Here is a 12,996-nt window from a genome sequence, read left to right as displayed (position 1 = left end):
TTTCTTCCGGTTAATTCTTTATATTTTTGCAATCAGTTTTTAGATCAACTTAAGCGAGGGAAATAGTATGCCAGTCAAGATACCAGATAATCTTCCAGCTATTCAACTTCTGGAGAAAGAGAATATATTTGTGATGAGCGATTTAAGAGCGGCTGCACAGGACATTCGCCCTTTACGTGTTCTTATTCTTAACCTGATGCCGCTGAAGATAACAACGGAAACTGATTTCATAAGGCTATTGTCCAATAGTCCGTTACAAGTGGAGATAGAATTTGTGCGTTTGGATACCCATACGTCAAAAAATACACCCGAGGAGCATTTGGAGATGTTTTACAAAGGATTCAATGAAGTGCGAGCTGACTTCTACGATGGAATGATCATCACGGGAGCACCTGTTGAGATGATGGATTTTGAAGCCGTATCCTATTGGGAGGAGATTAGAAGTATATTTGATTGGGCGAGAACGCACGTTACTTCTACTTTATATATCTGTTGGGCTTCTCAAGCAGCGCTTTATCATTTCTATAACGTGGAAAAATCACCTTTGGAGGAAAAATTATTTGGCGTGTTCAAGCATACGACAACGGAGAAACGCCATCCATTGTTCAGAGGTTTTGATGACGAATTTTTTATTCCGCACAGTCGACATACGACGATCTTGAAAACATCGGTAACAGATAAGAATGAAATTTCTATTTTGTCTGAGTCAGGAGATGCGGGGCTTGCTATTCTCTCATCAAGAGGAGGACGCGAGTTCTATTTTACAGGGCATTCTGAATATGCACCGCTTACGTTGGATGAGGAGTATAAAAGGGATTTGGAAAAAGGGTTGCAGATCGATATGCCATTAGATTATTATGTAGATAATAATCCGGATAATCCCCCGTTGGTGCGGTGGACCAGCCATGCGAACTTATTGTTCAATAATTGGCTAAATTATTATGTATATCAAGCGACGCCGTATGATTTAAAAGACGTTCCAAATTTGGGAGAAATTAAGTTGCAAGGATAATTTATATCGTCAAGCAGTATATCCGAATAAAAGGAGCAGTTAGGTGTGCCGCGCCCGCAGCAACACCTAGACTGTTTTTCTCCTCCTGTGATGTTTCTTAAGATGCCTTCCTGGTCATAATTCAGTCCTTATTTATTTCGGCATCAGAAACATACGAATGATTTTTCCCTTGATGGTGACGCCAAGTTGTATATTTGCATTTTTGCTGCCAAAAAAAACTGTAGAAAGTCTATTTTCAGGGATAACCGGAGTGTTTTTGAGGATCAAAATACTTGAATTGCATCTTGCTGTGTAGATACCAGTTTTGGCTTTTGGGGATGAATTGACTTTAGCTCGAGGATAAATCGGAACGATGTCCGTGACGAAATGCCCTTTTTGAGGTATAAGTTAGTCTGTAACTTTCTTTTATACTTTCGTCACGAATGCGATCTACATTATCCCTTTCTTGCTGTAACTTCAAAATATTTACTTAATTTTTTGCTGGATTTCATGGAACTCCGATCCGGACGGAGGTAGGTGGCATGGGAACTGATCACAACATGAAAATTTAACAATTAATACTTAATTTGAAAAACATGAAGAATTTAAAAGTATGGTTACGTAAAGTACAAGGGCTTACTGGACGTCGCGCACAAGTGGCGCTGCCTACGATGGTTGCATTTTGGGATTTTGAAGCTTCATCTAGGAAAGAGCCGAAATGTTTTTTCAGAACATTCTAAACTTGAATAGAAAGTCTGCCCTCGAACAATGCAGGGCAGACTTTTTTTTAACGATTAAATTTTTTTGGATCTTTAAAGAACATCTATGATCATGGATTTTTTGGAAAGAAGTACTGCAAGCGATAACGATGTCGCCACATCTTGGCTCTACGCTTTATTCGCCGCGAATATGTATAGATTCTGTCCACAGATAGATACGGTCAGTTATCCTGATATCTATCGTCGTTTAGTGACTTCTAGATACCGTGCTTCGGACGATCAATTAGCAGACGTGTTGCCGGTGAAACAAGAAGTTCTAACAAGTCTGACATCATACATCCAACAGATAAAAGACCGACCGGGCATTGTGGCTACCTTTCATACTGGTTCATATCGCTTGCTCAGCAGAGTGATGTATATGCAAGGATTAAACGTGGCGGTGGTCATGTCCCGGGAGATCTTAGCGGAGCAGGGCGAGTATTTGTTTGCACAACATGCGAAAATGGAAAACGTAGGGGGATTACAGTTGATTGATGCCGATGCAGGTAACTGCCTTCTTAAAATGTTAGTTGCGTTGCGCGATGGCTATCATATTGTCATTTATATGGACGGTAATCACGGTGCAGCACCTACTAAGGGTGAGTCGGATAACGAAGAAGTTTCTTTTTTCCATTGTAATCTTGTTGTACGTAAAGGTTTAGCGGTATTATCCCATAAGCGGAATATCCCCATTTATCCTATCCTTTCTTCCTTGGATGAGGCAGGTGATACGTTTTATAAAAGCTATCCTACTATCTTTCCCAATAAAGAGGAGCGATTGGGAGATTATACAACGCGCGTATTTGGAACATTATATGATCATTTACAAGAAGTGATTTCTGTAAAGCCGGAGATGTGGGAGGGATGGCTATATGTCCATACGATGCCGGGAAAGAGAGAGCAGACCAACAAGAGAAGACGAAATCAGTCGTATTGGCCTTGTCGTGTCGGGACTCGATATTATATGATGATTAGTCCTCGATACACCTGTCAGGAGATCGGTAAATTGTCTTTTTTGTGTATGCGTAAGTGGAAACGTTTAACAAGACAGATGAAGAGTTAAAATTTTTTTAGTAATTTTAGCGGGAGAAGCACTACCTTATTCAACCGCGATGAAGAAAATTGCTCAACTTAGAGTTCCTACTAATGTCCTAATCCATCTTTTAGGGTGGGTTGCCCATTATGGGCTAACCGCTTCACGTAACCAAACGAGCGAATTTGAAGGCAATATATACTTGGCCGCTGCGAGTTTCTTTTTGCTTTACATTCCACTTTTTTATACGGTTTGGTTTATCGTAAGCTACTGTGCCGTCCGACGCGCATGGACATTCTGTTTTTTGTTATTGCTTTTATTCTATCCCACATTGGTGAGCATCACGTACCTTATGATCTATAAGGTGTTCCCATTGTACGATATTGTGTTCTATAACAGTGAGTATAGACTAACGTGGATCGATCTTTTTTCTACCTTAATTGTAGAATATTGTAAATTATTGGTACATGTTTTTGTGTTTAGGTTAATCCTGTGGGGAATCCGGTCTATTGCGATCCTCAAACAACAAAAAAATGAGAACAGTGAACTTAAAGAACAACAATTACATTTCGTATTGGATGGACATTTCCAATACAATGTTCTCTCATCAATTGCCAATCAACTTGCATTGAGAGGAAATTGGGAGTTTGCCCGGTCGTTAGGTAGATTGGGTGGTGTACAGCGATATAGTTTTGAGAAGGCGCATGCTCGGCAAACCATGATTAGCTTACGGGAAGAAATTGACCAGGTGGAGAGCTTGATCGACGTGATACGTCTCCAGTACGGACGTAATGATGCGGTAGAGTATGTCAAAAAAGGATCGATGAAAGGACATCATGTCCCGCCTGTCTTACTGCTGAGTTTCATGGATAATGTCTTAAAATACGCATCCGTGAATGATAGTGGACGTTCCATTAAGGTAAAAATAGACTGCCGAGAAGATATGTTCACCTTTGTTACTATTAACAAATCAGAGAGTAAACGCGGATTAAGAAGTAGTAGTGGTGTTGGGCTGTTGAGTGTTCAGGAGCGTTTAGATCTATTGGCGCAAAATAGGTATAGCCTGCGTTACGGCAAGCGTTTAGGATATTTCTTCGTTGAACTAACGATTAAACAAAGCGAACATGAATCAGCCGAGCGCTAGATTACGTGTGTTTCTTTTGGATGACGATCCCGTCATGTTACGCGTACTATATGCTTATTTACAGACGGATAGCCGTTTGATCGTGGTCGGGACAGAAACGGATAGTATGCGCGCTCTCCATTATATGAGAAATAATCCCGTCGACCTGTTGATTTCAGATATCGTTATGGAAGGGTTTGACGGTATTTCTTTAGTTAGGACGATCCATCCTCGTCCGGCAGTTATTTTGGTAACCGCCTATGGTGAACGTGCTATGGATGCCTTTCAGGTCGCGGCCGATGATTGTATTCCAAAACCGATTGATTATGCTCGCTTGGCGGAAGCCATAAATCGGGTGATTCAAAAAAGATCTCATTCCGAAACACCTGGGCCAGAATTTATGTTTGTGAAAGATGTGAAAGAAGGGTTTGATACGAAGATTATCTTCGCGGACGTCGGTTTGGTGAAGAGTGATAAAAATTATGTCTGCTTCCATTTGGCAGATAAACGAAAGATAAGGGCACGCACTACCCTTAGAGAATTATTATCCATATTGCCTGGTAATATATTTATTCAAGCACACCGAAGTTATGTTGTCAATATCCACAAGGTTATGAAATTTTCCCGTGCTATGAGACAGTTTTATTTGTTGGGTGATGATACATCTTTTCCAATCGGTACAGAATATCTAGACGATTTCATTGATGCCTATTACCCCACAGAAAAAAAGATGGTTGATATTGGACCGCGCCGAATTTAAATTTTAAAAAATATATAAATTTTTCCTGTTTTTGGTTACATTTGTCTATAGAGGTCGGCTGCATAGTTCAAATATGCGGCCGACGTTTCAATTTATAAACCGTTCCAAAATATCATTATGCACGTTAACAACACGTCTACAGAAAAAGAAAGTCTGACCAAGCGAAAATCTGTTCTAGGTATACGCTTATTTTTTATTTACCTAATTTGCTATGCAGGGTTCGTGGTAATTGGTGTATTCCAATATGAACTATTGGCCGTTCAGGTGCCAGGTGGGTTAAATTTAGCATTGGCCTATGGAATCGGGTTAATCATCTTTGCCGTTATTCTGGGTGTCGTATACAATTATTACTGCACAAAATATGAAGATGAGGCAGAAGCCGAGCAATCTAATGAGATAGAAGAGGGAGGTGCCGTATGATTTATGAAATTTCGTACGTTGCACTTTTATTCTTTTTTATTTTTGTTGGACTTGTGATAGGACTTTCTTTTTATTTTGGAAGGAAGACCAGTTCGTCCTCTTCTTACTATGCAGCAGGCGGACAGATTCATTGGGGAGTTAATGGGATTGCGTTTGCAGGAGATTATTTATCCGCAGCTTCTTTTCTCGGAATATGTGGAATGATTGCTGTATCCGGATTTGATGGCTTTCTATATGCAATCGGTTTTCTCGGGGGGTGGGTTGTTGCTTTATTTCTTATTGCAGAACCATTTAAACGTCTGGGAAAGTATACCTTTACCGATGCATTGAATGCTAAATTCAATTCGCGTGCTATAACGTTGGCAGCTTCTATAGGTACCTTGATTGTATCCGTTTTTTATCTTATTCCCCAGATGGTCGGAGCGGGCGATTTAGTAATGCCTCTTCTCGGTCTGCCGCATTGGGTTGGGGTGCTATTGGTAGGGGCCATCGTCATCGTGATTGTTGCGAGTGCGGGAATGGCTTCTACAACCTATGTGCAGTTTTTAAAGGGAGGTTTATTGATTGTGTTGTCGGTGGTGCTGACATTTTTTATCCTTAAAAATGGATTAACACTTACGCCGAACTTCAAGGGAAGCAGTAGTCATTATACTTTTATGGAGCTTACTCCACAAGTTGAAAACGAAAAACTCATTGCGGTCAATGATTGGGATGTTGTTGGACAGCAAACAGTTGGAAATAAAACGTTTGTTAAGCTTTCGCAAAATGGAATCGAAAGATGGTTCGATTGGACACAAGATGCCAACGGATCTATGCTGAAAGAGACGCTGACGGTTACGCAGCGGGCTGATGGACAAACATTATACAACGGTGAACCCAAAGAAAATCGTCGTTTTTACCAAGTGGGACACATGAGTAAAATTGTAGTTAATGGGCAAGAAGTAGGGGAGACAGGAGCAGTGGGCCCATTCGAATTCTTGTCAACCCTGCAGGAGAGCGAAATTGTTCGATTTCTTCAAGTGAAGTTTTCGGATGGAGCAGATGAGGTGTCCGTTTACTATCAAGAACCTACGGCTGGTGCAACCTTCATGCTGCCAGGACTGAAATACAAAATTGGTCGTGATGCGAATTTATGGAGCAAACTGGACTTCATATCCCTGATGCTGGCGTTGTTTTTAGGAACCGCTGCGCTACCCCATATTCTGATCCGTTATTATACCGTGAAAACACCTCGTGATGCCCGGAAATCGACCATCTTAGCAATAACAGCGATTGGAGGATTTTATATTCTTACCCTTTTTATGGGTCTTGGGGCAGCTGTAAATGGGGTGTTGGATGTCGAATCAAGTAATATGTCGGCACCCTTGTTGGCACGTGCCTTTGGCGCGGTACTGTTTTCTATTATTTCTGCGGTGGCCTTTGCCACTGTCCTAGGTACCGTAGCCGGATTGATTGTGGCATCTTCTGGAGCGATAGCCCATGACTTTATTGATATCTATCTAAAGAAGAATTTGAGTGATCATCGAAAAGTTCAGGTTGGAAAGATAGCTGCATTTGCTGTAGGAATTTTCGCCATCCTATTGGGAATGGCCTTCAAAGGAATAAATGTGTCATTTTTAGTGGGATGGGCATTTGCGATCGCTGCTTCCGCCAATTTACCGGCAATTTTATTTTTACTTTTTTGGAAGAAAACGTCAGAAACAGGTATAGCAGCTTCGATTATTGTAGGTATCGTGTCTTCGTTATTGATTATTCTCACATCACCTACCATGTGGGATAAATACGGATTAGATCCAGCAAATGCTATACATCAGTTGGAAAATCCGGCATTGATTTCTTTTCCACTTGCTGTTCTGACGGTGTATCTCGTTTCGCTATGGTACCCGAAACAAAACGCTGTCGGAAATGGATTGACAGCATGATAGAGATTAATCAATGATACTAATGTGATAGAAAAGAAAAAAGCTCGATTTCATATTTAGAATCGAGCTTTTTGAACTTTTATATGCTTTGTTAGGCATATATGCTTTCCTTTTTGAACTTTTTAACAAGCAATGCGTAAATGATAACGCGATACTTATTCCGGTTTGATTTCCCCACCTGTTCGATAACTTCTTCCAATGCAGTGTCTAATGCAGATCCATCCGCCAATCCCAACTTCTTAATTAAAAAATTATTCTTCACCCGATCAAGTTCTGCTTTATCGGAGGCAGCGATCGTCTCGGCATCCGCATTATAAATAGATGGCCCTAATCCTTTAGCAACAGCAGCAATTAATTTTTCATCAAGAGAAAGGTTTAATTTCTTTGATTCCGCTACATAAACAGCGATTTTTTCTTCTAATTTGCTCATAAATATATGTTTAAGATGTGATGATTGTTGAATTAAAGTTAAACACTATTTCCTGTAAGTGGAAGCGAAAAGGGCTTTTTTAATCAAATTTGTAACGATTATAGGATTAATCCTGCGCGTTTCATTAAGGCGTCTGTGCTTGGTTCTTTCCCTCGGAATCGTTTATACAGGACCATCGGGTGTTCAATGCCTCCTTTAGAAAGAATGTTCTCTTTGAATTTAGTGGCAACTGTGGGGTCAAAAATTCCTTTTTCCTTAAAATAAGCGAAGGCATCTGCATCCAACACCTCTGCCCATTTATAACTGTAATATCCCGAAGAGTATCCACCATTAAAAATGTGCGAAAATGATGGACTCATAGCATTTTCTTCCACATCGGGGAGCAATTGTGTAGAACTGAAACAACTATTTTCAAACGGTTTAATATTATTGATATAGGTAGGGTCTTGCGCATGCCAGCCCATATCCAATAATCCAAAACCCAGTTGACGCAAGGTAGCCATCCCTTCCATAAACGATGCCGATGCTTTGATCTTATCAATAAGTTCCATGGGTATAGTTTCACCTGTCTGATAATGTTTAGCGAAAAGTTCAAGTGCTTCTTTTTCATAGCACCAGTTTTCCATGATTTGACTAGGTAGCTCCACAAAATCCCAATAAACAGAAGTCCCCGATAGACTAGGGTAAGTGGTGTCCGCCAATATGCCGTGTAGGGCATGGCCAAATTCATGGAAGAGTGTCGTCACCTCATTAAAGGTCAGCAAAGACGGTTTGGTCGCGGTCGAACGGGTGAAGTTGCATACGATGGATATGTGAGGTCGTTCATCCTTCCTATCTTTGCGGTACTGCGGTTTAAAAGATGTCATCCAAGCTCCATTACGCTTACCCTTTCTCGGAAAGAAATCAGCATAAAATATGGCAATCAATCTGTTTTCGTTATCGGTGACTTCAAATGTGCGTACCTCTTCGTGGTATTTGTCGATATGCTGCACTTCGTGAAAACGCAAGTTAAAAAGTCGCTCGGAAATGATAAAAACGCCTTTCAATACGTTTTCAAGTTGAAAGTACGGTTTCAGTACCTCATCATCTAAACTAAATCTCTCTTGCTTCAGCTTTTCACTGTAATACGCTGTATCCCATTTTTCGAGTTGTTTTATTCCATGGAGCTTGTTCGCAAACGCACTTAATTCTTGAAACTCTCGTTCTGCCGCAGGTTTTGCTTTTTTCAGTAAGTCGTTTAAAAAAGACCCTACCTTCGATGGGTGCTGAGCCATTCTTTCTTCCAAAACGAAATGGGCATGGCTATCGTAACCAAGCAATTGAGCACGTTGAAAACGCAAGCGCGCAATTTTACGGATGTTTTCCTCGTTGTTATATTCGTTATTCTGAAAACCTTTTCGTCCGGCTGCAACAGTGATTTCGCGACGAAGTTCCCGGTCATCCGCATACGTTACGAATGGAATGTAACTTGGATAGTCCAACGTGAATATCCAACCTAACTCGCCCTGTGCTTCCGCGAGTCCTTTTGCCGCTTCTATAGTACCTTCCGGTAGACCGGCCAAATCTTGTTCGTTCGTGATGTGGAGCTGATATGCATTGGTCTCTGCTAATACATTTTCTCCAAATTTTAGCTTTAATATGGCAAGTTCAGTATCTACCTTACGCAATTTTTCCTTTTTTTCTTCATCCAGTAGGGCCCCGTTTCTAACAAAATCACGATACGACTTTTGCAATAAAGTTTGCTGCTCGGTATTCAACGAAAGTATATCTTTTTGGTCATACACCGTTTTGACCCGCTCAAACAATAAAGGATTCAAAGTAATGTCATTCGCAAACGTAGACAGTTTTGGGGCAACCTCTTGCGCTATCTCGTCTAACTCATCATTGGTTTCCGCCGCATGTAGGTTGAAAAATATATTGGAGATACGGTCTAACTCCATGCCAGCATAAGCCATTGCGGCAATGGTATTCTCAAAAGTAGCTGTTTCCGGATGGTGAGCAATCGCATTGATTTCTGCCTTCGCTTTTTCGATGGCGATGTCAAATGCTGGACTATAATCTTCGTTTTTTATTTGTGAAAACGGTGCAGTATCATGCACCGTGTTGAATTGTTGATTTAATATAGACATATGGCAAAATTACGCCTTTATTTTTTTCCTTTAGGTGTTTTTTTCTTTTTGGCATCTTCAAAATCTCGGGAGATTATTCTTTTGATAGCATTTTCGATGCGTTCCCGACCTTCGTCTTCGTTAATGTCGATACCGCCAACGGTACTTCCGTTGTTTTTAGCGTGTAAGGTCAAATAATAAATTCCACCGAGAATAATGGCGAGTGTAGCTTGGATATCTACATCTGTATCATCGAATTGATTTGAAATAAGATCAAGAGCACTTTTACCGACTTCTTCCCGATCGTCGGCGATTTTTCTTAATAATTTGTTTTTTACACCCATCTCCCAATGGATAATACGTTGCATAGATTTATCCTTTAAGAACGAATCAAATTGCAAGAGGAATAAATCATTGGCGTCTTGTGCGCTAAGAGATTTTGGATTTTCGGCAAGTTCGGTAAATTGTGTTTTAAGTTTTCCTGTCCAAAAATCCTTTTCTAGGATGTATTCTTCTATCAATCCGTCTAAATTTCCAAAATAGAGATATATGAGTTTAGGATTTAGACCAGACTCTTTTGCTATATTGGTAATGGTAAGCCCAGCATAGGTGTACTTTTGCAATACTTTGCCAACAGTCGCTATTAACCGACGCTTTGTACGTTCTTTGTCTCTGATAGGACCAGCTACAATTTTACGTGCTTTTTTTTCCGGAACAATTGCCGATTCTTCCACCGCTTTATTTTTATTTTTTGCCATGATGTAGAGTTTTTAAATCGATTATTATCGTATAGGTGTAAAGGTGGCTATTTATATTGTAAATATCAAATAGATATAATTCTTTCTTTCTTGGTTTTTTTGCTTGTATATTAAGGTGTTATTGCAATTATTTGTTTGAATTTTGAGATATTAATTCTCAATTTATTTCCTCCTTTGGATGACCATAACGAGGAGGTATAAAACATAAAAAGGCAGTAAGATCATCACCTTACTGCCTTTTATCTATCTATCGTCTTAATGTTTCTTAATCTTTGATACTCGGAATGTTAACGAGCTCGTTGGTATCCTTATTATAATCTATGGCGTCGAAGTTGAACCCAAATAAGTTGAAGAAGTCATTGCGGTAACCCACGATATCGGAGATCTGTTCTAAATTTTCTGTACTAATTTGTTCCCATAGTTTTGCTACCTCTGTTTGCACATCGTCTCTCATTTCCCAGTCGTCTACACGAATACGTCCCTTTTCATCCAGCGGAATTTCACGATCGGCGTATAGACGTTCAGCAAATAATCGCTGCATTTGTTCGATCGTACCTTCGTGTATGCCTTTCTCTTTCATGACCTTGTAAAGTAACGAAATATAAAGGGGGACAACAGGGATCGCAGAACTCGACTGTGTAACCAACGCTTTATTTACCGAGACATAGCTGCGCCCCCCTATATCACTTAATAAATCGTTTAGAAGAGGGACCGTGCCTTCTAAATCGTCTTTTGCTTTGCCGATAGTACCGTTTCGATAAATCGGATATGTAAGTTCCGGTCCGATATAGGAATAAGCGACTGTCTTCGCACCTTCGGCCAATACGCCAGCTTTTTTCATTTGCTCTATCCAAAACTTCCAATCTTCGCCACCCATAACGGTGATGGTGTTATCGATATCTTCTTCGCTTTCGACAGGTTGAATGGAAATATCAGAGACCACACCAGAATGAAAATCTACCGTTTTATCAGTAAAAGTCTGTCCGATAGGTTTCAAGACCGAAGTATGGACTGTTCCCGTTTTAGGATGTGTGCGCCGTGGGGAAGCCAGTGAATATACAACTAAATCCACCTGTCCAAGGTCTTCTTTGATAAGCGCAATAGTCTGTTTTTTTATTTCATCAGAGAAAGCATCTCCATTAATACTTTTGGCATAAAGTCCAGCAGCTTGGGCTTCTTTTTCAAAGGCAGCGGTATTATACCAACCAGCAGTGCCTGGTTTGCCAGGAGCAGCTGGCTTTTCAAAGAATACACCGATCGTATCGGCGTCCGAACCAAAAGCTGCGGTAATCCGCGAAGCTAGACCAAAACCAGTAGAAGCACCAATTACCAAGACTTTTTTAGGACCATTATCGATTTTACCCTTAGATTTTACATAATCTATCTGTTGCTTAACATGTTGCGCTGTCCCTTCCGGATGGGAAGTTAGGCAGATAAAACCTCTTACACGTGGTTGTATAATCATATCTTTTTTTTCTTTCCAAATAATGATGCAAATATAATAATTAAATAGCTATTGCCTTACGACGTAGCTACACAACAATCAGGAACCCCAATAGGAGGTAGGAGGATAGTCGAGTTGGCAAGATCCCGTAGGTAATTACAGTAAGTTAATGTCTTGCGATGCTAATATTTCTCGTTGCTCGGAATCCCATATGCTGACTTGCACCTCACCGATATGCGCTTTTTTGAGCATAAACATACAAACACGTGATTGCCCGATACCCCCGCCGATAGCTGGGGGCAGCTGATCATTGAGTAGCATACTGTGAAAGGAGAGCTGTGCCCTTTCCGTGCTTTGTCTCCGTTCCAACTGATGTAACAATGCTTTTTTATCGACCCGGACACCCATCGAAGAGAGCTCAAAAGCGGTGTGGAGAATAGGGTTCCAAACAAGAATATCCCCATTTAGCCCTTTATATCCATTTTCGTTATAAGAACTCCAATCATCATAATCAGCTGCGCGACCATCGTGCGGAAAGCCGTTACTTAATTCCCCACCAATACCATATATGAATACTGCACCATATTCTTTGGCTATCGCATTCTCTCGTTCTTTTGGTGTAAGATCAGGATATTTTGCCAACAACTCCTCAGAAGCAATAAAATGTATATCCTTTGGCAGAACAGCCTGTTTAGCTGGGTAGCGTTCTTCCACTTCACGTTCGGTCTCATAGAGTGCACGATAAATCTTTAGTACCGTATCTTTTAGGTAAAAGAGGGTACGGTCTTCGCTATTTATATGTTTCTCCCAGTCCCACTGGTCAACGTATATAGAGTGTATAGGGCTATAGTCTTCGTCGGGGCGTAAAGCACGCATATCGGTAAGGATACCTTCCCCTGCTTCAATCTCCAGCTCTTTCAGACGTAATCTTTTCCATTTTGCAAGAGAATGGACAACTACTGCACGCTGTTCATTCAAAGATTTAATCGGAAACCCAACAGGGCGTTCGATACCGTTTAAATCATCGTTAATACCTGTTCCATCCAACACAACAAGCGGCGAAGAAACCGGAATAAGGTTTAGCGCATGAATTAATTTCTGTGAAAAAGTATGCTTTACAAACGTAATCGCTTGTTCTGTCTTTAGTAAATTTCGTCCCATAAAACTGCTAGCCCTCAAAATACCATAATTCAGATTTTGAAGATTGATATTTTTTTAAATTTTATCAGCAAAAATAAAGGTTTTAATA

The 12,996-nt window shown here is 40.5% G+C and carries 11 protein-coding genes; 6 read left to right on the top strand and 5 right to left on the bottom strand.

Annotated features, from left to right (window positions below):
- Positions 1–67: 67 nt before the first annotated feature.
- The 6 genes from metA (at position 68) to H8B17_RS10145 (ending at position 7,007) form a co-directional block, all read left to right on the top strand.
- Positions 68–1,012, top strand: coding sequence for a homoserine O-acetyltransferase MetA (gene metA / locus H8B17_RS10175; RefSeq protein WP_190309058.1), 945 nt, complete (start codon positions 68–70; stop codon positions 1,010–1,012).
- 804 nt (positions 1,013–1,816) lie between these two features.
- Positions 1,817–2,812: a lysophospholipid acyltransferase family protein gene (locus tag H8B17_RS10165; RefSeq protein WP_190309056.1), complete on the top strand. Its 996-nt coding sequence runs from the start codon at positions 1,817–1,819 to the stop codon at positions 2,810–2,812.
- 49 nt (positions 2,813–2,861) lie between these two features.
- Positions 2,862–3,926 (top strand): histidine kinase, encoded by a 1,065-nt coding sequence (locus tag H8B17_RS10160; RefSeq protein WP_190309055.1) that lies wholly within the window; start codon positions 2,862–2,864, stop codon positions 3,924–3,926.
- Entirely contained in the window at positions 3,907–4,665 is a 759-nt protein-coding gene (locus H8B17_RS10155) for a LytR/AlgR family response regulator transcription factor (protein WP_190309054.1), read from the top strand. Before H8B17_RS10160 ends, H8B17_RS10155 begins: the two co-directional genes overlap by 20 nt.
- A gap of 117 nt (positions 4,666–4,782) precedes the next feature.
- A complete protein-coding gene (locus tag H8B17_RS10150) occupies positions 4,783–5,085 on the top strand; it encodes a DUF485 domain-containing protein (protein ID WP_190309053.1) in 303 nt (100 codons plus the stop codon).
- Entirely contained in the window at positions 5,082–7,007 is a 1,926-nt protein-coding gene (locus H8B17_RS10145) for a solute symporter family protein (RefSeq protein WP_190309052.1), read from the top strand. The genes H8B17_RS10150 and H8B17_RS10145 overlap by 4 nt, the downstream gene beginning before the upstream one ends.
- A gap of 91 nt (positions 7,008–7,098) precedes the next feature.
- On the opposite strand, the gene H8B17_RS10140 is transcribed toward H8B17_RS10145, so the two are convergent.
- From H8B17_RS10140 to asnA, 5 genes are all read right to left on the bottom strand, one after another.
- On the bottom strand, positions 7,099–7,437 hold the full coding sequence (locus H8B17_RS10140) for a DUF2853 family protein (RefSeq protein ID WP_190309051.1): 339 nt from the start codon (positions 7,435–7,437) through the stop codon (positions 7,099–7,101).
- A gap of 98 nt (positions 7,438–7,535) precedes the next feature.
- The gene (locus tag H8B17_RS10135; protein ID WP_190309050.1) at positions 7,536–9,566 is read right to left on the bottom strand and encodes a M3 family metallopeptidase; all 2,031 of its coding nucleotides are present in this window, start codon (positions 9,564–9,566) and stop codon (positions 7,536–7,538) included.
- A 17-nt stretch (positions 9,567–9,583) separates the two neighbouring features.
- A complete protein-coding gene (locus tag H8B17_RS10130; RefSeq protein ID WP_190309049.1) occupies positions 9,584–10,303 on the bottom strand; it encodes a TetR/AcrR family transcriptional regulator in 720 nt (239 codons plus the stop codon).
- Between the two features lie 265 nt (positions 10,304–10,568).
- Positions 10,569–11,768, bottom strand: a complete 1,200-nt coding sequence (gene fabV / locus H8B17_RS10125) for an enoyl-ACP reductase FabV (RefSeq protein WP_190309048.1) — start codon at positions 11,766–11,768, stop codon at positions 10,569–10,571.
- Positions 11,769–11,903: 135 nt separating this feature from the next.
- Positions 11,904–12,908, bottom strand: a complete 1,005-nt coding sequence (gene asnA / locus H8B17_RS10120; RefSeq protein WP_190309047.1) for an aspartate--ammonia ligase — start codon at positions 12,906–12,908, stop codon at positions 11,904–11,906.
- Between the last annotated feature and the right edge of the window lie 88 nt (positions 12,909–12,996).

It is taken from the genome of Sphingobacterium arenae (assembly GCF_014692505.1).
Lineage (GTDB): Bacteria > Bacteroidota > Bacteroidia > Sphingobacteriales > Sphingobacteriaceae > Sphingobacterium > Sphingobacterium arenae.
Note: the sequence above shows the minus strand (reverse complement) of the source record. Positions and strands in the feature narration are given on the sequence as shown.

Bases quoted from the DNA above. Each gene is read 5' to 3' on its own strand.
- fabV (WP_190309048.1), bottom strand. From the start codon at position 11,768: ATGATTATACAACCACGTGTAAGAGGTTTTATCTGCCTAACTTCCCAT.
- H8B17_RS10150 (WP_190309053.1), top strand. From the start codon at position 4,783: ATGCACGTTAACAACACGTCTACAGAAAAAGAAAGTCTGACCAAGCGA.
- metA (WP_190309058.1), top strand. From the start codon at position 68: ATGCCAGTCAAGATACCAGATAATCTTCCAGCTATTCAACTTCTGGAG.
- H8B17_RS10160 (WP_190309055.1), top strand. From the start codon at position 2,862: ATGAAGAAAATTGCTCAACTTAGAGTTCCTACTAATGTCCTAATCCAT.
- asnA (WP_190309047.1), bottom strand. From the start codon at position 12,908: ATGGGACGAAATTTACTAAAGACAGAACAAGCGATTACGTTTGTAAAG.
- H8B17_RS10155 (WP_190309054.1), top strand. From the start codon at position 3,907: ATGAATCAGCCGAGCGCTAGATTACGTGTGTTTCTTTTGGATGACGAT.
- H8B17_RS10145 (WP_190309052.1), top strand. From the start codon at position 5,082: ATGATTTATGAAATTTCGTACGTTGCACTTTTATTCTTTTTTATTTTT.
- H8B17_RS10135 (WP_190309050.1), bottom strand. From the start codon at position 9,566: ATGTCTATATTAAATCAACAATTCAACACGGTGCATGATACTGCACCG.
- H8B17_RS10130 (WP_190309049.1), bottom strand. From the start codon at position 10,303: ATGGCAAAAAATAAAAATAAAGCGGTGGAAGAATCGGCAATTGTTCCG.
- H8B17_RS10140 (WP_190309051.1), bottom strand. From the start codon at position 7,437: ATGAGCAAATTAGAAGAAAAAATCGCTGTTTATGTAGCGGAATCAAAG.
- H8B17_RS10165 (WP_190309056.1), top strand. From the start codon at position 1,817: ATGATCATGGATTTTTTGGAAAGAAGTACTGCAAGCGATAACGATGTC.